Annotated in this window: 21 protein-coding genes and 1 riboswitch; of the genes, 9 read left to right on the top strand and 12 right to left on the bottom strand. The window is 68.2% G+C overall.

Annotated elements, in window-relative coordinates:
• Positions 1–13: 13 nt before the first annotated feature.
• Together miaB and ACN22W_RS15020 are read right to left on the bottom strand one after the other, a co-directional pair.
• The gene (gene miaB, locus ACN22W_RS15025) at positions 14–1,387 is read right to left on the bottom strand and encodes a tRNA (N6-isopentenyl adenosine(37)-C2)-methylthiotransferase MiaB (protein WP_048242709.1); all 1,374 of its coding nucleotides are present in this window, start codon (positions 1,385–1,387) and stop codon (positions 14–16) included.
• 214 nt (positions 1,388–1,601) lie between these two features.
• The gene (locus ACN22W_RS15020; protein ID WP_129512915.1) at positions 1,602–2,534 is read right to left on the bottom strand and encodes a LysR family transcriptional regulator; all 933 of its coding nucleotides are present in this window, start codon (positions 2,532–2,534) and stop codon (positions 1,602–1,604) included.
• 146 nt (positions 2,535–2,680) lie between these two features.
• Between ACN22W_RS15020 and ACN22W_RS15015 the strand changes: the two genes are divergently transcribed.
• The 4 genes from ACN22W_RS15015 (at position 2,681) to ACN22W_RS15000 (ending at position 6,319) form a co-directional block, all read left to right on the top strand.
• Positions 2,681–3,856, top strand: a complete 1,176-nt coding sequence (locus ACN22W_RS15015; protein ID WP_048242707.1) for an MFS transporter — start codon at positions 2,681–2,683, stop codon at positions 3,854–3,856.
• A 195-nt stretch (positions 3,857–4,051) separates the two neighbouring features.
• Positions 4,052–4,735 carry a helix-turn-helix domain-containing protein gene (locus ACN22W_RS15010; RefSeq protein ID WP_048242705.1) on the top strand — a complete coding sequence of 228 codons (684 nt, stop codon included), beginning with the start codon at positions 4,052–4,054 and terminating at the stop codon, positions 4,733–4,735.
• A 186-nt stretch (positions 4,736–4,921) separates the two neighbouring features.
• Positions 4,922–5,070, top strand: a riboswitch (FMN riboswitch).
• Positions 5,071–5,188: 118 nt separating this feature from the next.
• Positions 5,189–5,899 carry a 3,4-dihydroxy-2-butanone-4-phosphate synthase gene (gene ribB / locus ACN22W_RS15005; protein ID WP_419685290.1) on the top strand — a complete coding sequence of 237 codons (711 nt, stop codon included), beginning with the start codon at positions 5,189–5,191 and terminating at the stop codon, positions 5,897–5,899.
• Positions 5,900–6,085: 186 nt separating this feature from the next.
• On the top strand, positions 6,086–6,319 hold the full coding sequence (locus tag ACN22W_RS15000) for a hypothetical protein (protein WP_419685289.1): 234 nt from the start codon (positions 6,086–6,088) through the stop codon (positions 6,317–6,319).
• A gap of 175 nt (positions 6,320–6,494) precedes the next feature.
• On the opposite strand, the gene ACN22W_RS14995 is transcribed toward ACN22W_RS15000, so the two are convergent.
• The 5 genes from ACN22W_RS14995 to ACN22W_RS14975 form a co-directional block, all read right to left on the bottom strand.
• Positions 6,495–7,181: an HAD family hydrolase gene (locus ACN22W_RS14995; RefSeq protein WP_048242804.1), complete on the bottom strand. Its 687-nt coding sequence runs from the start codon at positions 7,179–7,181 to the stop codon at positions 6,495–6,497.
• 205 nt (positions 7,182–7,386) lie between these two features.
• A complete protein-coding gene (gene iolG, locus ACN22W_RS14990) occupies positions 7,387–8,373 on the bottom strand; it encodes an inositol 2-dehydrogenase (RefSeq protein WP_419685288.1) in 987 nt (328 codons plus the stop codon).
• A gap of 70 nt (positions 8,374–8,443) precedes the next feature.
• Positions 8,444–9,271, bottom strand: coding sequence for a TIM barrel protein (locus ACN22W_RS14985; RefSeq protein ID WP_419685287.1), 828 nt, complete (start codon positions 9,269–9,271; stop codon positions 8,444–8,446).
• Entirely contained in the window at positions 9,268–10,344 is a 1,077-nt protein-coding gene (locus ACN22W_RS14980) for a xylose isomerase (protein WP_419685286.1), read from the bottom strand. Before ACN22W_RS14980 ends, ACN22W_RS14985 begins: the two co-directional genes overlap by 4 nt.
• 144 nt (positions 10,345–10,488) lie before the next feature.
• Positions 10,489–11,553, bottom strand: a complete 1,065-nt coding sequence (locus tag ACN22W_RS14975; protein ID WP_419685285.1) for a LacI family DNA-binding transcriptional regulator — start codon at positions 11,551–11,553, stop codon at positions 10,489–10,491.
• A gap of 178 nt (positions 11,554–11,731) precedes the next feature.
• Between ACN22W_RS14975 and ACN22W_RS14970 the strand changes: the two genes are divergently transcribed.
• The 3 genes from ACN22W_RS14970 to ACN22W_RS14960 are packed head-to-tail and all read left to right on the top strand — an operon-like array spanning position 11,732 to position 14,414.
• Positions 11,732–12,814 (top strand): fatty acid desaturase family protein, encoded by a 1,083-nt coding sequence (locus ACN22W_RS14970; RefSeq protein WP_419685284.1) that lies wholly within the window; start codon positions 11,732–11,734, stop codon positions 12,812–12,814.
• A 36-nt stretch (positions 12,815–12,850) separates the two neighbouring features.
• A complete protein-coding gene (locus ACN22W_RS14965; RefSeq protein WP_193099005.1) occupies positions 12,851–13,159 on the top strand; it encodes a non-heme iron oxygenase ferredoxin subunit in 309 nt (102 codons plus the stop codon).
• Between the two features lie 4 nt (positions 13,160–13,163).
• Positions 13,164–14,414 carry an NAD(P)/FAD-dependent oxidoreductase gene (locus ACN22W_RS14960; RefSeq protein ID WP_419685283.1) on the top strand — a complete coding sequence of 417 codons (1,251 nt, stop codon included), beginning with the start codon at positions 13,164–13,166 and terminating at the stop codon, positions 14,412–14,414.
• A 93-nt stretch (positions 14,415–14,507) separates the two neighbouring features.
• On the opposite strand, the gene ACN22W_RS14955 is transcribed toward ACN22W_RS14960, so the two are convergent.
• The 3 genes from ACN22W_RS14955 to glpD form a co-directional block, all read right to left on the bottom strand.
• A complete protein-coding gene (locus ACN22W_RS14955) occupies positions 14,508–15,224 on the bottom strand; it encodes an MIP/aquaporin family protein (protein WP_048242695.1) in 717 nt (238 codons plus the stop codon).
• A gap of 81 nt (positions 15,225–15,305) precedes the next feature.
• On the bottom strand, positions 15,306–16,808 hold the full coding sequence (glpK, locus tag ACN22W_RS14950; protein WP_419685282.1) for a glycerol kinase GlpK: 1,503 nt from the start codon (positions 16,806–16,808) through the stop codon (positions 15,306–15,308).
• 104 nt (positions 16,809–16,912) lie between these two features.
• The gene (gene glpD, locus ACN22W_RS14945; RefSeq protein ID WP_419685281.1) at positions 16,913–18,436 is read right to left on the bottom strand and encodes a glycerol-3-phosphate dehydrogenase; all 1,524 of its coding nucleotides are present in this window, start codon (positions 18,434–18,436) and stop codon (positions 16,913–16,915) included.
• A 162-nt stretch (positions 18,437–18,598) separates the two neighbouring features.
• Here glpD and ACN22W_RS14940 point away from each other — a divergent pair, with 162 nt between their 5' ends.
• Positions 18,599–18,967 (top strand): hypothetical protein, encoded by a 369-nt coding sequence (locus ACN22W_RS14940; RefSeq protein ID WP_193098999.1) that lies wholly within the window; start codon positions 18,599–18,601, stop codon positions 18,965–18,967.
• 88 nt (positions 18,968–19,055) lie between these two features.
• On the opposite strand, the gene ACN22W_RS14935 is transcribed toward ACN22W_RS14940, so the two are convergent.
• Both ACN22W_RS14935 and ACN22W_RS14930 read right to left on the bottom strand, forming a co-directional pair.
• Entirely contained in the window at positions 19,056–19,253 is a 198-nt protein-coding gene (locus ACN22W_RS14935; RefSeq protein ID WP_006477892.1) for a hypothetical protein, read from the bottom strand.
• Between the two features lie 303 nt (positions 19,254–19,556).
• Complete coding sequence (locus ACN22W_RS14930) at positions 19,557–20,336, bottom strand: DeoR/GlpR family DNA-binding transcription regulator (RefSeq protein WP_006493999.1); 780 nt, start codon at positions 20,334–20,336, stop codon at positions 19,557–19,559.
• A gap of 213 nt (positions 20,337–20,549) precedes the next feature.
• On the opposite strand from ACN22W_RS14930, the gene ACN22W_RS14925 reads away from it, so the two are divergent.
• Positions 20,550–22,190, top strand: coding sequence for a gamma-glutamyltransferase family protein (locus tag ACN22W_RS14925; RefSeq protein ID WP_419685280.1), 1,641 nt, complete (start codon positions 20,550–20,552; stop codon positions 22,188–22,190).
• The last annotated feature ends 234 nt before the right edge of the window (positions 22,191–22,424 follow it).

Genomic DNA, 22,424 nt, shown 5'->3' with positions numbered 1-22,424 from the left:
GGTGATGCGTCAGTCAGTGGGTGGCCGCGCTCGCGTCGTCGCTGACGAGCACGAGCTCGCCGCGCAGCGAGTGCGGGTACGCATGGTTGATCTTCACGTCGATCATCTGGCCGATCAGGCGCGGGTGCGACGCGAGCGGCGCCGGGAAATTCACGACCCGGTTGTTCTCGGTACGGCCCGCGAGTTCGTTCGGGTCCTTGCGCGACGGGCCCTCGACGAGGATCCGCTCGACCTTTCCGACCATCGACTGGCTGATGCGCGCGACGTTCTCCTCGATGGTCGCCTGCAGATGTTGCAGGCGTTTGAGCTTCACTTCGCGCGGCGTGTCGTCGTGCAGGTTCGCGGCCGGCGTGCCGGGGCGCGGGCTGTAGATGAACGAGAAGCTGGTGTCGTAGCTCATCTCGTGCACGAGTGCCATCATCTTGTCGAAATCGTCCTCGGTCTCGCCGGGGAAACCGACGATCATGTCGGTCGACAGCGACAGGTCGGGGCGGATCGCGCGCAGCTTGCGGATCACCGATTTGTATTCGAGCACCGTGTAGCCGCGCTTCATCGCCATCAGGATGCGGTCGGAGCCGTGCTGGACCGGCAGGTGCAGGTGGCTCACGAGCTTCGGCACCTTCGCGTAGGTGTCGATCAGGCGCTGCGTGAATTCCTTCGGGTGCGACGTCGTATAGCGGATCCGCTCGATGCCGGGGATGTCGGCGACGTATTCGATCAGCGTCGCGAAATCGGCGATCTCGGACGCACCGGCCGTCAGCGCGCCGCGATAGGCGTTCACGTTCTGGCCGAGCAGCGTGACTTCGCGCACGCCCTGGTCGGCGAGGCCGGCCACTTCGGTCAGCACGTCGTCGAGCGGGCGCGATACCTCGTCGCCGCGCGTGTACGGCACCACGCAGTAGCTGCAGTACTTCGAGCAGCCTTCCATGATCGACACGAACGCGCTCGGCCCCTCGACGCGCGCGGGCGGCAGGTGGTCGAACTTCTCGATCTCGGGGAACGAGATGTCGACCTGCGCGCGGCCGCTCTCGCGGCGCGCGTCGATCATCTGCGGCAGGCGGTGCAGCGTCTGCGGGCCGAACACGAGGTCGACGTACGGCGCGCGCGACACGATCGAGGCGCCTTCCTGGCTCGCGACGCAGCCGCCGACGCCGATCAGCAGGCCGGGCTTCGCTTCCTTCAGCTCGCGCACGCGGCCGAGATCGGAGAACACCTTCTCCTGCGCCTTTTCACGCACCGAGCACGTGTTGAACAGGATGATGTCCGCGTCTTCCGGCGTGTCGGTCTTTTCGAGGCCTTCGGCCGCATTGAGTACGTCCACCATCTTGTCCGAGTCGTACTCGTTCATCTGGCAGCCGAAGGTCTTTACGTAAACTTTCTTGGTCATGGGGGTTCGCCGTTCGCAGTGGTTGACCTGGGGGCGTCGTCAAGGGTGAATCGGGACGGCCGCGCGCGGCACGCAGGTGGCGCGCATCAAGCATGGAAAGCCGTCGGGAAAGCTTTCCATTATAGCTTTTCACGCCGCCCCGGACGGGCGGCCGGTTGCGGGCGCGCGACGCCGAACGTCAGGTTCCGACCCTGGGACGGCGGTGCGCCGGCCGTCAGCGGCACGCGTTCAGCAGGTCGTCGAGCGCGGCTTCCTCGCGCGCGAAGCGTTCGGCGAGAAAGTCGAGCAGCACGCGCACGCGCGGCGCCATGTAGCGCTTGCTGTGATAGATCGCGTGCAGCGGCGCGTCCTGATGGCGCCAGTCGGGCAGCAGCACGCGCAGCCGGCCCGCGCGGACGTCGTCGGCGATGTCCCACAGCGATTTCAGGGCGATGCCGTGGCCGCGCAGCGTCCATTCGCGCGTGAGGCCGCCGTCGTTGGTCTCGAACGCGGTCGAGACCGGCACCGTGTGGATCTGCACCTCGTCGCCGCGCGTGAAGTGCCAGGTGTTCATCGGCCCGGACGCGATCGTGATCACGTTGCACGGAAAGCGGGCCAGATCGTGCGGATCGGCCGGCATGCCGTGGCGTTCGACGAACGACGGCGCCGCGCACAGCACGCGCCGGTTGGTCGCGAGCCGGCGGGCGATCAGCGCGCCGTCGGGCGGCGCGGCGAAGCGGATCGCGAGGTCGATCTCGTCCTGCCACAGGTTCGACGACGAATCGGACGCCGTCAGCGAGAACGTGACGTCGGGATGGCGCGTCGTGAATTCGTCGAGCCAGTCGAGCAACTGGTTGCGGCCGAAATCGGACGTCGACGACAGCCGCACCTTGCCGCTGACGACGTTGCGGCCTTCCTGCAGCATCGCGTCCGCGTCGTCGAGCGCCTGCAGCGCCTGCCGGCAGCAGTTCAGGTACAGCCGGCCCTCGTCGGTGAGCCGCAACTGCCGCGTCGAACGCTCGAACAGCCGCGTCGCGGTCTTCGCCTCGAGCTTCGCGAGGCGCGCGCTCGCGGCGGCCGGCGTGAGGTTCAGCTTGCGCCCGGCCGCGGACAGGCTGCCCAGTTCCGCCGCTTCGACGAACAGCCGGATATCGCCCAGTCGATCCATTCGATTTTCCAAAATTATTTGAAAATGGTTCAAACGCCACGCCAATTATCAAATATAGACGTCTTCGGGACAATGCGCGCACATCCCGCATTTTGTGCGGTGCGGCACCGACCGGGCGCCGCGTCCGCCGCCCTCCGGAGAACGTCATGCCCATTCCGTTACTGGCGCTCGCGATCAGCGCCTTTGCCATCGGCACCACCGAATTCATCATCATGGGCCTGCTGCCCGAAGTCGCGCACGACCTCGCCGTGTCGCTGCCGTCGGCCGGCCTGCTCGTCACCGGTTACGCGCTCGGCGTCGCGGTCGGCGCGCCGCTCCTCGCGGTGCTGACGAGCCGCATGCCGCGCAAGGCCGCGCTGCAGCTGCTGATGGCGATCTTCATCGTCGGCAACGTGCTGTGCGCCACCGCGTCCGGTTACGCGATGCTGATGGTCGCGCGTGTCGTCACGTCGTTCGCGCACGGGTCGTTCTTCGGGATCGGCGCGGTCGTGGCCGCGTCGCTCGTGCCGGCCGACAAGCGCGCGAGTGCGATCGCGCTGATGTTCACGGGGCTCACGCTGTCGAACGTGCTCGGCGTGCCGTTCGGCACCTTCGTCGGCCAGCTGCTCGGCTGGCGTGCGTCGTTCTGGATCGTCGCCGCGCTCGGCGTGCTGGCGCTCGGCGGAGTCGCCGCGCTGGTGCCGAACCGCCACGACAGCGGGCCGGTCGGCCTCGGCCACGAGGTGCGCGTGCTGAAGGAGCCGCAGGTGTGGCTCGCGCTGCTGATGACCGTGCTCGGTTTCGGCGGCGTGTTCGTCGTGTTCACGTACATCGCGCCGATTCTCGAAACCGTGTCGGGCTTCTCGCCGCGCGCGGTCGCGCTGATCCTCGTGCTGTTCGGCGCGGGACTGACGGTCGGCAACACGCTCGGTGGCAAGCTCGCCGACCGCGCGCTGATGCCGTCGCTGATCGCGATCCTCGTCGCGCTGATGGCCGTGATGGCCGTGTTCGCGAAGACGAGCCACCTGCCGGTCGCGGCCGCCGTCACGGTATTCGTGTGGGGGATCGCCGCGTTCGCGACGGTGCCGCCGCTGCAGGCGCGCGTGGTCGAGAAGGCCGCGAGCGCACCGCATCTCGCATCGACGCTGAATATCGGCGCGTTCAACGTCGGCAACGCGGGCGGCGCGTGGCTTGGCGGCCTCGCGCTGGAGCATGGCTTCGCGCTCGATGCGCTGCCGTGGGTCGCCGTCGCGGTGACATTCGCGGCGCTGGTCGTCACGTGGTTCGCGATGCGGCTCGATGCGCGCGGTCCGGCACGCGGTGCGGCGCCGGCGCCGCAATGAGCGGCGCCATAGCGGCGGGAAAAGGTTCGCGGGGAACGCATTCCTCCGCGATGCTGATAACGGTGTGAAGATAACTTCGTTTGCCCGCGCCAGGCCGGGTGATAGCGTCTCGATACGCGCCATTGCTGGCGCAACCCGATTCCGATCCCGGCTTACCCCATACGCAGGGCCGCGCGGCGGCCCGGAGGCAATGCTATGTCTTCATCCCTGGCGCTCGTGCGCGACGTGTCTTCCTTCGAGTCCGGCAACGCCGCCGACGCGCGGGCATCCGCGTCGCTCGATGTCCTCGAACAGGTCGTCGGTGTGAATCTCGCGCGGTTGCGTGCCGAGCGGCAGCTGTCGCTCGATGCGCTCGCGCGGTTGTCCGGCGTGTCGCGCGCGATGCTCGCGCAGATCGAGTCAGCGCGCAGCGTGCCGTCGATCAAGGTGCTCTGCAAGATTGCCGCGGCGCTGAAGGTGTCGGTCGCCGCGTTCCTGCGCCGCCACGCGGTGAACGGTTTCGAGCATCTGGCGGCCGAGCGCGCGTCGCGGGTCGTCAGCTCGAACGGCCGCTTCTCGGCGCGTGCGTTGTATCCGGAAGGCGAACCGGCCGCGGCCGAGTTCCACGAACTGCGGATCGCGCCGCTGCATACGGAGCCCGGTGCCCGCCGCGCGCCCGGCACGACCGTCAACCTCGTCGTCAGCGAAGGCACGCTCGAAGTCAGCGTGCATGATCGCCGCCAGTTGCTCGCGACCGGCGACGCGATCGTGTTCGATGCCGACCAGCCGTACAGCCTGCGCAACCCGGGAGACAGCGAGGCGCGCGCGTTTCGCGTGACGGTGAGCCCCGAGGTGCCGCCGCGCTGGCTCGTGCCCGATGCGGCGCACGCGGCCGGCTGACCGCGCGGGCCGCACGGAACGGCCGCTGTCCCTGCCTCGGGCGGGGTCGCACCCGGGCCGTCGGCCGTTTGGACGATGCCGTTAGACGGAGTCGTCAGTAAGGTTATCGATGTGGTTCGCTGCGCCGCGCGCGCAGCTGTTGTATGCTTGGCCCGCCGGTGATGGGCAGTCCCCATCCGGCAATCAGTGCGTCTTCAGGGCGGGGCGAAATTCCCCACCGGCGGTAGGCTGGCGTAAGCCGGCGAGCCCGCGAGCGCCCGCGCATCCGCGCGGGGTCAGCAGATCTGGTCGAATGCCAGAGCCGACGGTCATAGTCCGGATGAGAGAAGATGTGCAGATAGTCATGTCCGCCAGGGCCGCTTCGCGCTACTTGCGAAGCGGGTTGTCGTTCTGTCTGTTTGCAATGCCCTGAAACGTTTTTCGCCCAAATCGTATTTGCGAGGAGCGTTTCACATGTCCTTGATGTCCATTTCGTCGGCACCCGCCGACGCCTTTGCCGATCTCCCTTTGCTGGATTCCGAACCGGTGCCGCCGCGCATCGCCGCTGCGCTCGACGCCATGCGCGCGGGCCGTGCGGTCGTGCTTCAGGATGATCACGACCGCGAGAACGAGGCCGACCTGATCGTCGCTGCCGAGCGCATCACGCCCGAGACGATGGCGCTGCTGATCCGCGAGTGCAGCGGCATCGTGTGCCTGTGCCTGACCGACGACACAGTGCGCGCGCTCGAGCTGCCGCCGATGGTGCAGACCAACGAGAGCCGCAACGGCACCGCGTTCACCGTATCGATCGAGGCACGCGAAGGCGTGCATACGGGCGTATCCGCGGCCGACCGCGTGACGACGATCCGCGCGGCGATCGCGGACAACGCGAAGCCGTACGACATCGTGCGTCCCGGCCACGTGTTTCCGTTGCGTGCGCAACCGGGTGGCGTGCTGGCACGCCGCGGTCACACCGAAGGCACGGTCGACCTGTCGATCCTTGCGGGCCTGAAGCCGGCCGGCGTGCTGTGCGAGCTGATGAATCCGGACGGCACGATGACGCGCGGCGATGATGTCGAGCGTTTCGCGCAACGGCACGGCCTGCCGATGCTGACGATCGCGGAGCTCGTCGAGTTCCGCGAGGCGCTGGCTGCTGCACGCGAAGGCTGCCTGAGCGAAGCGTAGCCGGATGGCCGCGCGGGCCCCGAAATCTGGAGATTCGGTGATGTTCGGCTTCCGGACCGCTACCTATACTCGACCGGGCTCGACGGCATTGCGCACCGACAGTCCGGTTCGTGGTGCCGTGCTTGCACGGGAGCCCGTGACGATCGCGCACGGGGTCGATCACGAACCAACAGAGGTAGGGAAATCATGCGAACAATCAACGTGACGGAACGCGCGTGCGTCGGTGGCGGGGCGGGCGGCCAGAACACGATTCAGTTGCCGGCGGGCACCATCGATGCGCGGGGCGCGGCCCGCGAGGATACGGCACAGCGTGGCGTTTGGCCGGGGGCGGCGGTTGGCGGCTCGCGCGGCCGCTATTTCATCTACATGTTCCCGGACGGCTACACCCCGCCGGAGATTCCGCGAGAATGGCTGCGTTAAGTGTCGATGGCCCGGCTTCACGCCGGGCATCGCACTGACGACGTGTCCTGCTGATCGAGTCCGGCAATTGGCCGGCCGGCTTCCGTTCCTGCGGCATCCCGCTGCCCTTGCCGCGCTGTACGGCGCATTTCGTTTGCGACGGTTTGTCGTTCAACGACGTGCCGTCGCGCTACGTTTACGACTGCACGTCGCCGAATTCGCCGCGCATGCCGGCTTCGACGAGCGACGGCAGTTCGTCCATCTTGCGCATGATCCGCGTGATGCCCATCGCGCGCAGCGCGTCCGCGTAGTTGTCGGGGATGTGGCTCGCGCCGACGAACGCGATCGTCTTCATCCCCGCCGCGCGCGCGGCGTTCAGCCCCGACACGCTGTCCTCGACGACGATGCAGCGCTCCGGCGCGACGCCGAGCGTTTGCGCCGCGTGCAGGTAGACGTCGGGGTAGGGCTTCGGCCGCGACACCTGCTCGGAGCTGAACACGCGGTCGCCGAAGATCTCGGTGAGCGAGGCGCGCTTCAACGAGTTGCGCACGCGCACGAGCCGGCTGTTCGACACGACGGCCGCCGGCAGGCTGACCTTCAGCAGCGCGTCGCGTACGCCGGTGATCGGCGCGAGCGATTGCGCCAGCGCGATCTCGATGTTGTGCTCGATGGTCTCGATGAAGTTGGCGGGCGTTTCGATCCCGAAGCGGGATTCGAGCCCGGCGAGGAAGCGCGACGTCTGCTGGCCGAACGCGGACTTCGCGGCGGCTTCGAAATCGATGTTCGGGAACGTGGCGGACAGCGTCTCGAGCAGCACGCGGTCGGCGATGACTTCGCTGTCGACGAGCACGCCGTCGCAGTCACAGATGAGGTGATCGAGCATGATGGTGAAAAAGCGGGTGTCGGCGACGCCGAGCATCTCGCAATGATACGTGCTTTCACGCGCATGCCGAACGACGTTTCGGCAAATATGCCCGATGCAGCCGGACGGTCGCCGCATGTCGTACAGGTGTGTTGCCGATCGCGCCCGCGTGCCGCGGGGCGGTCGTACGGCGGTGGCCCGCTTGTACGGGCCGCCGCCGCTTTCGTCACATCTCGATCACGCGCCCCGTTTTCCACGACGTCATCGCGGCCTCGGCCAGCTCGAGCGCGACGAGCCCGTCGTCGATCGTCGTCCTGACCGGCGTGCCGTCGCGCAGCGCGTCGACGAAGTGCGCGATCTCGGCCGCGTACGCATGCCGGTAGCGTTCGAGGAAAAACGGCTCTGGCACGTCCGTCGCGATGCCGCCCGCGAGCCACGCGCTCACTTCGGTCGGCCGCACGTTGCCGGCCTGCAGCATCCCGTTGCTGCCGAGCAGCTCGAAGCGCTGGTCGTAGCCATAGGCGGCGCGCCGCGACGTGTTGATCTGGCACAGCAGCCCGCGCCGCGTGCGGATCGTCACGGCGGTCGAATCGATATCGCCGGCATCGAGCACGGCCGGGTCGGTCAGGCAGCTGCCCGTCGCGTGCAGCGTCTGCGCTTCGTCGCCGAGGATCCAGCGGAACACGTCGAAGTCGTGAATCAGCATGTCCTTGAAGATGCCGCCCGAGCTGCGGATGTAGTCGGCGGGCGGCGCGCCCGGGTCGCGGCTCGTGACGATCAGCATTTCCGGCGCGCCGATCTCGCCGCGCTCGACGCGCGCCTTCAGCGCGGCGAATGTCGGGTCGAAGCGGCGCTGGAAGCCGAGCATGCAGGTCACGCCGTTGCGCCGGACGACGTCCGCGCATGCGCGCGAGCGCTCGACGCTCAGGTCGACCGGCTTCTCGCAGAACACGGCCTTGCCCGCGTTCGCGGCCGCGACGATCAGGTCCGCATGCGTGTCGGTGCTCGACGCGATCACGACCGCCTGCACGGCCGCATCGCCGAGCGCGCGGTCGATGTCGGCGACCTGCGCGCCGTGTGCGTGCGCGAGCGCCTCGGCCGACGGCGCATGGCGGTCGATCACGTAGCGGAGTGTCGCGCCCGGATGGCGTGCGAGATTCGCCGCGTGGATCTTGCCGATTCGTCCCGCGCCGAACAAAGCGAATTCGATCATTCCGTTCTCCTGTTGAGTGGGTTGTCTTCTGTCGGCACGCGGCTCGTGTCGGCGCGCACCGTCGCGACGGTCAGCGATCCGCCAGTTCGCCGCGCACGTATTCGATGCTGGCGCGCAGCCGGTCTTCGATGTCGTCGGCTTCGGCGATTTCGTTCGCGAACGGCTCGAACGAGAACGCGCCGCGGTAGCCGCGCGCGAGCAGCTCGCGCAATTGCCGGAGGTTGCCGAGCCGGTCGGCGCTGCCGACCAGCACGCGATGGCCGTCGCGCATCCGGTCCACCGGCAGGTCGTCTTCCTCGACGCCCGAGATGTGCACGAGGCCCGTCAGGTTCGGGAAGAAGATGTCCTCGCCCGACAGGTGATGGTGGAACGTGTCGTGCACGAGCCGGAACACCTGTTCGCCCGCCGCGTCGTAGATGCCTTTCACCGCGTCCGACTTGCGGCGCAGCGCGCACTCCTCGAAGCCGAGCGGCTCGATGAAACCGAGCAGGCCGCGGGCGTCGAGGATCGGCTTCAGCGCTTTCAGCGCCTTCACGAGATCCGCATGGCGCATGTCGGCGCCGCGCGCGTCGTCGCGGCTGTTGGTCGGGCACAGCACCAGCGCGCGTGCGCCGCAGTGCGCCGCGTAGTCGGCCAGTGCGGTCGCCTCGTCCGCGCGTTCGGCGTTCCATTGCTCGAAGCGCTGCAGCGCGTTGATCGTCAGGATCGTCACACCGCCGGCTTCGGCCGTCGCGCGCACGGCGGCGGCCGGCGTGCCGTCGGCGATCTCGACGCCGTCGAGATCGTTGCGGATCTCGATCGTGTCGACGCCGAGGCGCCGGCACAGTGCGACATAGCGGTCGAGCGGCAGGCGCGGCGCGCTCATGCGGTTCAGCGAAAAGTGGAATGCTTGCGTCATCGTTCTGTCCTCGTGTCTCGAGTGGGGCTGGGTTCGAATCGGGGGCCGGCGTACACGACGTCGCCTGCCGGCAGGTTCGCCGGCGAAGCGGCGAGCGCATGCCACGTGTCGCGCAGCCATTGCGCGCACGCGACGTTGTTGTCGAAGATCGAATAACGCGCGCCGCCGCCGTAGTCGGGAAACGGAATGAACTCGCAGCTGATCTGCTCGAGGCGTGCCGGCCGCGCATGAACCTGCGCTTGCAGCAACTGGCGCAGCGCGGCCTTCCACGTATCGAGCGCCGCCGCGCGCCATTCGCCGTGATAGGCGCCCGGCGCGGGCGCGACGAACGGGTACTGGATGCCGCGGCCGGGCCTGCCGTCAGCGCGCCGCATCCAGCGGTTGTCCGGATTGTTCGGAATCACGCTGCGCGCATGCGCATGACGGACCCAGCCGCGCGCGATCCAGTCGGCGTAGATGGCCGCGGGCGATGCGGGGTCGAGCACGACGCGGCCGCTGTCGACCTGCTCGCGAATGCCCGATGCATCGAGTTCGGCGCGATTGCCGATCTTGAACAGCAGGTGCGAATGATCGAGCGTGATCCGGAACGGCACACCGGCCTGCTCGACATGCCGCGCGACGTGCGCGATGCGCGTGAAATCCTCGCTCCACATGTCGACGTGCACTTCGAGGCTCGGCAGGCAGCCGGCCGGCTCGCCGCGTTCATAGGCACGCAGGTAGAAATCGGCGACTTCGCGGTCCGACAGCGGATGGCCGTCCGCGTGATGCGCGTACAACTGGCAGTTGAGCACCGTGCTGCCGAAGCGCGTGCCCGCATCGATGATATCGGCGACGTGTGCGTCGTCGCGGCCCGCGCGCCAGATGCCGCCGATCACGCGAATCGGCAGCGCGTGGCGTTCGACCAGCGCGAAATACGGCGACAGGTCTTCGTCGCGCGTCGGGTTCTTTTCGACGTAATCGAACACGCCGGCGCCGGCGATCATCCGGAAGCGTTCGGCCGGCGCGGGCAGCGGCAGGCCGTCGTGGTCGAGCACGCCGTCGAGGTTCACGCCGATGAGGATCGGTTCAGCCATCGTCTCCTGTCCGTTGTTGTGCTGGGGATGGCTGCCCAATGTACGGATGCGGCGCGCGGGCTGCATGACAAACGTTGACGAAAAATCGCCAACGCGGCGGTCGATTTTTTCGCCACGCGCATTCGGCGCGCGGCGCGGCGACATTCAGGCCTGCAGGTAGGCGCTCGTCCTCACGTTCGCCGGGCAGAACACACGGAATTCGACCGGGTCGCCCGGCGGCGGCTGTTCGACGATCCCGCATGCATGCAGCACGTGCTGCAGCGCGGAAATCGCCTGGCCGTCCGGATCCTGGTCGATGGCAAGATCCATCGCGCCGGCTTCGATGAAGGCGCGGTGTTCGTCGAGCATCTCGTGTCCGATCCAGACCACGCGCCCGGTCGCGCCCGCCTTGCGCAGCGCGGCCTCGATGCCGGCCGAGCCGGCGCCGCTGTTGTAGATCGCGACGATGTCGTCGTGCGCCTGCATCGCCTTCGTCACAGCGCGGTAGCAGCGGTCGTCCTGGTCGAGCGTCTCGACGGGCTCGCCGTCGCAGCGCAGCGCGGCGAACGCGTCGGCGAGCTGGTCGCGGCAGCCGGCCATCCGGTCGACGTGCGCGCGGTAGCCCATGCGGCCGCCGAGCAGCAGCACGCGGCCGGGGCGCGCCGCCAGGCGGCCGATGTAGTAGCCGGCCGTGCGCCCGGCGCGGTAGTTGTCGATGCCCGCGTAGTGCCTGCGCGCGATGCCGCCGATGTCGGTGACCATCGTGACGACGGTCTCGCCGCGTGCGATCGCGCCGGCCAGCGCGTCGCGCACGCGGGCCGTGTCGCGCGCCGTGACGATCAGCGCCGCCCGCCGGTAGGCGGGCCGTTCGATCAGCGCGGCGGCCCGCTCGTCGTCCGCGGCGGGCAGGATCGTCCGGTGCACGACCACGCGCCGGTCGAGCATCTGCAGCGAGCGCTGCAGTGCCTGTTGCAGCCGCCGGAAGAACGGCGTGTCGGTGTCCGGCAGCAGCACGTCGACGTGGATCAGCCCGTGCCGCGTGTCGGGCAGCTGGCGCGGCACGCCGAGCTGCCGCGCCGCCGCCACCACGCGTTCGCGTGCCTGCGCCGAGACGCTGCCGCGCTCGTTCAGCACGCGGTCGACGGTGGTCGTGCTGACGCCGGCGAGCGCCGCGATCTCGTCGAAGCGCGCGGTGCGCTTGCGCCAGCGCGGCCCGGATTCACCTGCCATGGTCGTCTCCATCGTGGTGGTCGCCATCATCGGGTGCGTGGCGTTGCCGGGAACGCTAAAACGATGGCGAAATTTCGTCAACGTTTCGATTGAGCGGGGGCGGCGGGACGCCTAATTTCGGAGATATGCCGAAGCCGCTTGCCGCGCTTCCCACGCACAACGAACCCAGGAGACACGAGTGGCCCATCCCGACGACCAGGCGCACGATCGCAGGGCGGCGCGCCGTCAGGAATACCGACTGATCGGCGGCGCCGGCGAGCGCGCACACGCGGCGGGGCTCGTCAACGCCGTGTGGTACCGATGCGCGGTGCCACGGCCGCTGATGAAGCAGCTGATGCAGCGCGGCGACGCGCGCGCGATCCGCGACACGCTGATCTGGTACGCGGCGATTGTGGCCAGCGGCGTGCTCGCGTGGTGCGCGTGGCACGCGCATTCGGCGTGGGCGATTCCCGCATTCTTCGTGTACGGCACGCTCTACTGCAGCCCGGCCGACTCGCGCTGGCACGAATGCGGGCACGGCACCGCGTTCCGCACGCGCTGGATGAACGACGCGCTGTACCAGGTCGCATCGTTCCAGGTGTTTCGCGGCGCGACGGCATGGCGCTGGAGCCATGCGCGCCATCACACCGATACGCTGGTCGTCGGGCGCGATCCGGAAATCGCCGCGCCAAAGCCGACCGACTGGCTCGCGCTCGTGCTGAACGTCGTCGCGCTGAAGCATGTGGCCAGCGAGCTGCGCAAGATGATCGCCGTCGCGTTCACCGGTCGCCTCGACAACGAGGCGCGCACCTACGTGCCCGAATCAGAATGGCCGAAGGTCGCGCGCGAGGCGCGCATCCATCTCGCGGTCTACGCGCTCGTGGTGGGTGCCTCGCTGTACTGGCGCACGATCCTGCCGCTGCTCTACATCGGGCTGCCGAGCCTCTACGGCGCGTGGCTGTACCTGTATTTCGGCCTCACGCAGCACGCGGGCATGCCCGAGAACGTGCTCGATCACCGGCGCAACTGCCGGACCGTGATGATGAATCCGGTGTTCCGCTTCCTGTACTGGAACATGAACTATCACGTCGAGCACCACATGTTCCCGATGGTGCCGTTCCACGCGCTGCCGAAGCTGCACGAGGCCGTGAAGGCCGACATGCCGCCGCCGTACCGCAGCACGCTCGCCGCGTATGCGGAGATCGTGCCGGCGCTCGTCCGGCAGACGCGCGATCCGTCCCATCACGTCGTGCGGCCGGTGCCGGACACGGCGCGCGCGTGACGGACATCGAACCACCCGACAAAGGAGACACGCATCATGACGCAATGGATCGACGCCGGCGCGCTCGACGACATCGACGATGAAGACGTCGCACGCTTCGACCACGCAGGCCGCACGTACGCGATCTACCGGATCGACGGTCACGTCTATGCGAGCGACGGCCTGTGCACGCACGAGCACGTGCATCTCGCCGACGGGCTCGTGATCGATCACGTGATCGAATGCCCGAAGCACAACGGTCGCTTCGATGTGCGCGACGGCCGGCCGCTGTCCGCGCCCGCGTGCGAGAAGCTGCGCACGTATCGCGCGAAGGTGGAAGGTGGCCGCATCCTGATCGAGGTGTGACGCGATGACGACCGACCGGGTGATGGCGATCGTCGGCGCGGGCCATGCGGGCGGCCGTGCGGCGCAAGTGCTGCGCGAATCCGGCTGGCGCGGGCGCATCGTGCTGATCGGCGCCGAAGCGCACTTGCCGTACGAGCGGCCGCCGTTGTCGAAGGGCGTGCTGACGGGCGAGCGCAGCGCGGCGCAGTGCCGGTTGCGCGATCCGGCCGCCTGGGCGGCCGACGGCATCGAGCCGGTCGTCGCGACGGTCGAGCGCATCGATCCGCACGCACGCGAAGTGCGCGTGTCCGGCGGGCGGGTGTTCGGCTACGACGCGCTGCTGCTCGCGACCGGTGGCCGCGCGCGCCGTCTCGCGATCCCGGGCGCGGCGTTAGACGGCGTGTTCGCGCTGCGCACGCTCGACGACGCGGCAGCGCTCGGCGCACGCCTCGTACCCGGCGCGCGGCTCGTGCTGATCGGCGGTGGTTTCATTGGTCTCGAAGTCGCGGCGTCGGCGCGACTGCGCGGTTGCTGCGTGACGGTGCTCGACGCGGCGCCGCGCCTGCTCGGGCGCGCGGTGCCGGAACCGATCGCGGCGCGCGTGCAGGCACTGCACGAGCAGCAGGGCGTGGCGATTCGCGTGAACCGGAAACCCGTTGCGATCGAGCGCGCGGCAGGTGGCGCACTGACCGTCGTGCTCGACGACGGCGACACGCTGATCGCCGACACGGTCGTGGCCGGCGTCGGTATCGAACCGGCCGACGAGCTGGCGCGCGAAGCAGGCCTCGCGGTCGATCGCGGCATCGTCGTGAATGCGCGGCTCGAGACATCGGCGCGCGGCATCCATGCGGCCGGCGACGTCGCGGTGTTTCCGAGCGCGTTGTCGGGGCGGCTCGTCCGGCAGGAGACATGGCACGGTGCCGAGACGCAGGCGCGCGTCGCCGCGCGCAACATGCTCGGCGCCGACGAGCCGTATCGCGAGACGCCATGGTTCTGGTCGGATCAGTACGACGCGCAGCTGCAGGTGGCCGGGGAGCCGGCACTCGGCGAACGGTCGGTCGCGCGCGTGCTCGGCGACGACGCGGAAATCCATTTCCATTTCGACGGCAATGCGCGGCTGGTCGCGGCAAGCGGTTTCGGCCGCGCATCGGGGTTCGTCAAGGAGATGCGCGTGGCGAGAATGCTGGTCGAGCGGAGAGTCGACGTGACGCCGGCCGCGGTCGCGGATGCGGGCGTGAAGCTGAAATCGCTGGTGTCGGCCGAAGGCGAGCGGTAGCGGGAGGCGGTGCCGGCGAAGCGGCGGTGATGCGGGGGAGGGGAGGCGAAAAACGCGCGGCGACGGACGCCGCGCGTTTCGGTGAAACAGCGATCAGACCGTCGCGTGCAGGTGCAGATACAGCCCGGCCGCCGCGGCGCCGCCCAGCAGCGGGCCGACGACGGGCACCCATGCGTAGCGCCAGTCGCTGTCGCGCTTGCCGGGAATCGGCAGCAGCGCGTGCATGATGCGCGGCGACAGGTCGCGTGCGGGGCTCATCGCATAACCGGTCGGGCCGCCGAGCGAGATGCCGATGCCGAGCACGAGCAGGCCGACGGGCAGCGCGTCGAGTGCGCCGAGGCCGACTTGCGGCGAGGCGAGGTACAGCACGCCGAGGATCAGCACGAACGTGCAGATCGCTTCGGTCAGCACGTTGTGCGTGACGCTGCGGATCGCGGGCGCGGTGCAGAACACCGCGAGCTTCAGGTCGGCATCGGCTTCCTTCGCGAAGTGCTGGCGATAGGCGAGCCACACGAGCAGTGCGCCCGCCATCCCGCCGAGCATCTGCGCGAGGATGTAGCCGCCGACCTTCGACCACGCGAACTTGCCCGCGAGCGCGAGACTGATCGTCACGATCGGGTTCAGGTGCGCGCCGCTGAACGACGCGGTCACGTAGACGGCGACGAACACGGCCATCGCCCAGCCCATCACGATCACGATCAGGTCCGCGCCTTTGCCCTTGGTCTTTGCAAGCAGCACGTTTGCGACCGCGCCGTTGCCGAGCAGCACGAGGATCGCTGTGCCGATGAATTCTGCAATATAAGGTGACATGGTTGTCTCTCGAATGTCACGGCGGACTCGCGCGCTGCGCGGTCCGCCGGTGTTGTTGTATTTCGTATGGAGCGCTGACGGTTACTGCGTGTCGTCGGCCCACGCCTTCGCCGCGCGCACCGCACGCTGCCAGCCGGACATGCAGCGTTCGACCTGCTCCTTCGGCATCGACGGCGAGAAGCGGCGGTCGAGCTGCCACTGGTCGCGCACTTCGTCGAGGTTCTTCCAGTAGCCGATCGCGAGACCCGCGAGATACGCCGCGCCGAGCGCGGTCGTCTCGGTGATCTGCGGCCGCACCGCGTCGACGCCGAGCAGGTCGGCCTGGAACTGCATCAGCAGGTTGTTCGCGCTCGCGCCGCCATCGACACGCAGCTCGCCGATGCTGATGCCCGAATCGGCTTCCATCGCGGCCAGCACGTCGAGCGACTGGTACGCGATCGCATCGAGCGCCGCGCGTGCGAGGTGCGCGGACGTCGTGCCGCGCGTGACGCCGAACACCGAGCCGCGCGCCCGCGCGTTCCAGTGCGGTGCGCCGAGGCCGGCGAACGCGGGTACGAGATAGACGCCGTCGGTGTGCGGCACGCTCGCGGCGAGCGCTTCGATTTCCGCGGCGCTCTTGATGATGCCCATGCCGTCGCGCAGCCACTGCACGACCGCGCCCGCGATGAAGATGCTGCCTTCGAGCGCGTACTGCACGTCGTCGCCGACCTGCCAGGCGATCGTCGTGACGAGGTTGTTCTTCGACTCGATCGGCTTGTCGCCGGTGTTCATCATCAGGAAGCAGCCGGTGCCGTAGGTGTTCTTCACCATGCCCGACGTCGTGCACATCTGACCGAACAGGGCGGCCTGCTGGTCGCCGGCGATGCCCGCAAGGGGGATCTTCGACGCGAACACGGTCGTCTTCGTGTAGCCGTAGATTTCCGACGATGCCTTCACTTCCGGCAGCATGCTGCGCGGGATATCGAGCAGTTCGAGCAGCTCGTTGTCCCACTCGCGCGTATGGATGTTGAACAGCATCGTGCGCGATGCGTTCGTCACGTCGGTCACGTGCAGTTCGTGCTTCGTGAAGTTCCACACGAGCCAGCTGTCGACGGTGCCGAACGCGAGCTTGCCCTGGCGCGCCTTGTCGCGCGCGCCCGGCACGTTGTCGAGGATCCAGCGGATCTTCGTCGCCGAGAAGTACGAGTCGATCGGCAGGCCGGTCTTCGCGCGCACCTTCGCTTCGAGACCCTGCTGCTTCAGCGAGTCGCAGAAGTCGGCCGTGCGTCGATCCTGCCAGACGATCGCGTTGTAGACGGGCTGGCCCGTCTCGCGATCCCAGACGATCGTCGTTTCGCGCTGGTTGGTGATGCCGATCGCCGCGATCGACGTGCCGTTCAGGCCCGTGCGCGTGACGGCTTCAGCGGCGACGCCGGCTTGCGTCGACCAGATTTCCTGAGGGTCGTGCTCGACCCAGCCGGGTTGCGGGTAGATCTGTTCGAATTCCTTCTGGGCGATCGATACGATATTGCCCTGGCGATCGAACAGCATCGCGCGGGAACTCGTGGTGCCCTGGTCAAGCGCGAGGATGTACTGGTCCTGCATGTCTCTCATCTCCATCCGTGGATTGCTTAGTTGTGATGCGCGCCGCATGGTGGGCGGCGCGTCGGTGAGTCAACGTCGGTAAGACAACTGCAACTGCATTCGGGTCACGCGTGCGGCGCGTGCGCGGCGGCGAACCAAGCATCGACCGCGGCCGTCACGGCATCGAGCGAGCCCGGCGTGACGTGCAGGCCGAGCTTCGAGCGGCGCCACAGCACGTCCTGCGCGCAGGTCGCCCATTCGGCGTCGCGCAGGTAGCGCAGTTCGGCGTCGCGGATGCCCGGCGCGATCTCGGCGCCGAGATCGGCGAGCGACTTCGCACCGTCGACCACGCGCTCCGCACGCGTGCCGTAGGCACGCGCATAACGGCGGGCGAGCGCGGCGGGCAGCCACGGGTGACGTTTGGCGAACGCGTCGGCGAACGCGTCGAACTTCGCGTTCGCGATGTCGCCGCCCGGCAGTGCAACGCCGGCCGTCCAGGTTTTCGCGTCGCGGCCGAGCGCGCGGCACAGCATGTCGCCGGCTTCTTCCGCGAGCTTGCGGAAGGTCGTGATCTTGCCGCCGAACACCGACAGCAGCGGCGCGCCCGCGCCGTCGTCCAGCTCGAGGCGGTAGTCGCGCGTGACGGCCGATGCGTTCGTAGCGTTCTCGTCTTCCAGCAGCGGGCGCACGCCCGAATAGGTCCAGTGCACGTCGGCCGGCGCGATCTTGCGCTTGAAGTAGCGGTTGATCGAATCGCACAGGTACTGCGTTTCGTCGCGGTCGATCGCGACCTTCGCGGGATCGTTCGTGTATTCGACGTCGGTCGTGCCGATCAGCGTGAAGTCTTGCTCGTACGGAATCGCGAAGATGATCCGCTTGTCCGGGTTCTGGAAGATGTACGCGTGGTCGTGATCGAACAGGCGGCGCGTGATGATGTGGCTGCCCTTCACGAGCCGTACGCTATGATGCGCGCCGCGGCCGAGCGCGCCGTGCAGCACTTCGCCGACCCACGGGCCGGCCGCGTTCGCGATCGCGCGCGCATGCACGACGCGGATCGAACCGTCGGCGTGCTGCAGCCGCGCTTCCCATTCGTCGCCGCGGCGTTCGGCGGATACGAGCTTGGTGCGCGTCAGGATCTCGGCGCCGCGCTCCTTCGCGTCCATGGCGTTCAGCACGACGAGGCGCGCGTCGTCGACCCAGCCGTCCGAATACACGAAGCCGCGCTTGATCGAGTCGATCAGCGGCGCGCCGGCCGCATGGCGGCGCATGTCGATGCCGCGCGAGCCAGGCAGCAGTTCGCGTTTCGCGAGGTGATCGTAGAGGAACAGGCCGATGCGGATCAGCCAGGCCGGCCGCAGGTTCGGCATGTGCGGCATCACGAAGCGCAGCGGCCACATGATGTGCGGCGCCGCGCGCAGCAGCGTCTCGCGTTCCTGCAGCGCCTTGCGCACGAGCCCGAATTCGTTGTACTCGAGATAGCGCAGGCCACCGTGAATCAGCTTCGTGCTGGACGACGACGTGTGCGACGCGAGATCGTCCTGCTCGCAGAGCATGACCGACAGGCCGCGGCCGGCCGCATCGCGCGCGATACCCGCGCCATTGATGCCGCCGCCGACCACGAGCAGATCGAAGCGATTCGGTTGGGTCACCTGCTGTCCTTATCGTCTGAGGGAAATGGGCGAACACGAAATGTTCGAATTCGAAATTTAACGAACGGAATCGAAAAAGTAAAGTTCGAAGAAGCGGGGCCAGTAGCGCGCGGCACGATCCCGGACGATACTGGCGGGATCGACCGTTTCGCGAGGTGAATCATGCGTATTGGGATGTGGGCCGGCGCGTGCGCCGTCCTTCTGGCCGGGTGCAGCGCCGGCACGCCGCCGCTGGCCGGCAACTGGCGGGCGCCGTCGTTCGCCGATCTGCAGACGTCGTGCGGCGGCACGGCGCGCGACTGGGGCGCGGATGCGCAGCCGGTCTATTCGACGCTGTACGACGCGTACGTGGCGAAACGGTATCGCGGGCTAACCGAAGCGAACTATTGCGCGTTCGTAAACGAACTTTCGACGCACTATGTGGCGCCCGACGCGGCGGCGCGCGCCGGCTGGATCGCGTATTTCAACGGTGCGCGCGCGCAGGCCATCAGCTGGCGGGCGGCGGTCGATCCGACGCTGCGCGGCGGCTGAAGCAGGCCGCGGCGAACGGGCGGGGAGGCGGGAGCGACAGCGCGGCCGGGAATCCGGCCGGCGCGGTCAGGTCAGGAACAGCGTGGCTTTACGAATAGCGGTACTTGATGGATCGCAACGCGGCGTCGCCGGTCTCGGTCACGCAGTATTTGCGCCCCGAGCCGAGCCCTTCCAGGCGGACGAGCTGCTGTTCGAGCAGGATGTCCAGTTCATCCCGATCCATGTCGCGCTGGTCAGGCGCGTCCTTCACAAGCAATAGCGTGGCGAATTCATGCGGACTCAGCATCGTTCTCTCCATGGCATCCGGTCTGCCCGCGCGGCCGGCGCAAACGCCGGTGCACGATACCCCGGGGGGTATGGCTTGGGGGGAAAAGCTGTATTCGCCGACCCTGAGATTCGCACACGCCTTGGCACGGGCGGATCGGGCGAACGGGCCGGGGAACTGGAGTCTAGTCGAGCGCGCAGGCAACGACAAATCGTGCCCCGTTAATTTTCCGTTTGACAGCCGGGCCGCGCGCAAGCGGTCCGCTTGCGCCGCCAACTTCTTGATTTCACTTGAAGTTTCGGGTGCGGTGCAGCATCGCCACCGTCATTCCGCGACGTACACCTGGGTGCCGGCGGCGGCCACCGTGTCGGCCATTTCGGGCGGCAGCGGCTTGTCGGTGAACAGCGCGTGCACCTGGCTCAGGTGGCCCTGGCGCACCAGCGCGGGACGGCCGACCTTCGAATGGTCGGTCACGAGGTAGACCGTGCGCGCGTGCTGCATGATGGCCTCGGCGACGCGCACCTCACGCGTGTCGAAATCACGCAGCGTGCCGTCGGCCTCGATCGCCGACGTGCCGATGATCGCGTAGTCGACCTTGAACTGGCGGATGAAGTCGATCGCGAGCTCGCCGACGATGCCCTTGTCCCACGGCCGCACGATGCCGCCGGTGATCAGCACCTCGCAGTCGGGGTAGCCGCTCATCATCGACGCGACGTTCAGGTTGTTCGTGATCACGTGCAGCCCGTGGTGGCGGTTCAGCGCGCGCGCGACTTCCTCGGTCGTCGTGCCGAGGTTGATGAACAGCGATGCCTGATCCGGGATATGCGACGCCGCGAGCGCCGCGATGCGCCGCTTCTCGTCGTGGAACATCCGCTGGCGCGCCGTGTACGACACGTTCTCCGAGCTGGTCGGCAGGCTCGCGCCGCCGTGGTAGCGACGCAGCAGGTTCAGGTCGGCGAGCCAGTTCACGTCGCGGCGGATCGTCTGCGGCGTCACCGCGAAGTGCGCGGCGAGATCGTCGACGGTCACGAAGCCGTCGCGCTGCACCCATTCGAGCAATTCCTGCTGACGCGCGTTGAGGGTGAGGCGGGGATCTCGGGTCATGGCTCGATGGTCGTGTCGTGAGACGGAGCGGCTATTGTAAGGGCGGTAACGGCGATCGGCCGGCTTGCCGCGCGTGGCCACAGGGTATTCATGCGGAAAATGCATTGATTCATGTGACAAATGAATTTGTACGATTGCGCTGATCGCGCTGCAATGGCGGATTGCCCGCGCTCGCGGGCGCGCACTCATTCAGCTTTCGACGAGGTGGAACCGATGACTGGCTTCAACTGGCACAACCCGTATCCGACGACCCGCATTCCGGTGTTCGCGCGCAACGTCGTGTCGACATCGCACCCGCTCGCCGCGCAGGCCGGGCTGCGGATGCTGTGGAAGGGCGGCAACGCGGTCGACGCGGCGCTGGCCGCCGCCGCCGCGATCACGGTCGTCGAGCCCGTGTCGTGCGGGCTCGGCGGCGACGCGTTCGCGCTCGTGTGGGACGGCGAGCGGCTGTCCGGGCTGAACGCGTCGGGCGTCGCGCCGTCCGCGTGGAACGTCGACTATTTCCGCAAGCGCCACGGCGAGGATGCGCACGGTTTCGCGAACAAGCCGATGCGCGGCTGGGATACCGTCACGGTGCCGGGCGTGATCGCGGGCTGGGAAGCGCTGCACGCGAAGTTCGGTTCGCTGCCGTTCGCGGACCTGCTCGAACCGGCGATCGAGATCGCCGAGCGCGGTTATGCGGTGCCGCCGATCGTCGCGCACAAGTGGGCGGCCGCCGTGCCCGCGCTGCAGGGGCTGCCCGGTTTCGCGGAGACCTTCATGCCGCGCGGCCGCGCGCCGCTCGTCGGCGAGCGCGTGTGCCTGCCCGGCCATGCGCAGACGCTGCGCACGCTCGCGAAGGACGGCGCGCGCGCGTTCTACGAGGGCGCGCTGGCCGAGCGCATCGCCGCGTTCGCCCGCGAAGGCGGCGGCGCACTGACCGAAGCCGACCTGCGTGCGTATCGGCCGGAATGGGTCGAGCCGATCGGCAAGCGCTTCGGCCGCCACACGATTCACGAGATTCCGCCGAACGGGCAGGGTATCGCCGCGCTGATCGCGCTCGGCATCGCCGAGCATGCGGGCGTGACCGAATGGCCGGTCGATTCGGTCGACTCGCAGCATCTGCAGATCGAGGCGATGAAGCTCGCGTTCGCGGACGTCTATCGTTATGTCGCCGATCCGCGCGCGATGGAGGTCACGCCCGAGCAGATGCTCGACGACGCGTACCTCGCCGAACGCGCGAAGCTGATCGACCCCGCGCGCGCGACGCACTTCGGCGCCGGCCGGCCGCATTCGGGCGGCACGATCTACCTGTCGGCGGCCGACGAGCGCGGGATGATGGTGAGCTTCATCCAGTCGAACTACATGGGCTTCGGTTCGGGGCTCGTCGTGCCCGGCACCGGCATTGCGCTGCAGAACCGCGGGCACGGCTTCTCGATGGATCCGGCCTCGCCGAACGTCGTCACGGGCGGCAAGCGGCCGTTCCACACGATCATCCCGGCGTTCGTCACCGAGGAGGTCGACGGCCGCACCGAGGCCGTGATGAGCTTCGGCGTGATGGGCGGCGACATGCAGCCGCAGGGCCACCTGCAGACCGTCGTGCGGATGCTCGGCTACGGGCAGCAGCCGCAGGCCGCATGCGATGCGCCGCGCTGGAAGGTCAACCGCGACTTCACGCTCGACGTCGAATCGACGATGAACCGCGCGACCGTCGATGGGCTGGCCGCACGCGGCCACACGATCAAGTCGATCGACGACCCTTACATGGATTTCGGTTCGGGGCAGTTCATCTGGCGTCTCGACCGCGACGATCGCGAGCGTGGTTACGTGGCCGCGAGCGACAGCCGGCGCGACGGTCTGGCGGCCGGTTTCTGACGGTTCGCTTCCATTTTTGATGCTCGACGGGCGGCCGCATGGCCGCCCGTTTCGTTGGGCGCGGCCCGTGCCGTCGAGCGGGCGCGACGGGTTCGAAGGACTCGTCTAACGAACGGCAACAGACGTCGCGGAACTGCGCTTGTCCGGTATGGTCAGTGCTCTGGAGCACGAACATCAAAGTCCGGCTAAGATGCCAAGATGGTTCGGCCGGACCAAGTCACTATAAACGCAAGT

It is taken from the genome of Burkholderia theae (genome assembly GCF_048565265.1).
GTDB lineage: Bacteria > Pseudomonadota > Gammaproteobacteria > Burkholderiales > Burkholderiaceae > Burkholderia > Burkholderia theae.
This window is presented reverse-complemented; position numbering and strand designations above follow the sequence as displayed.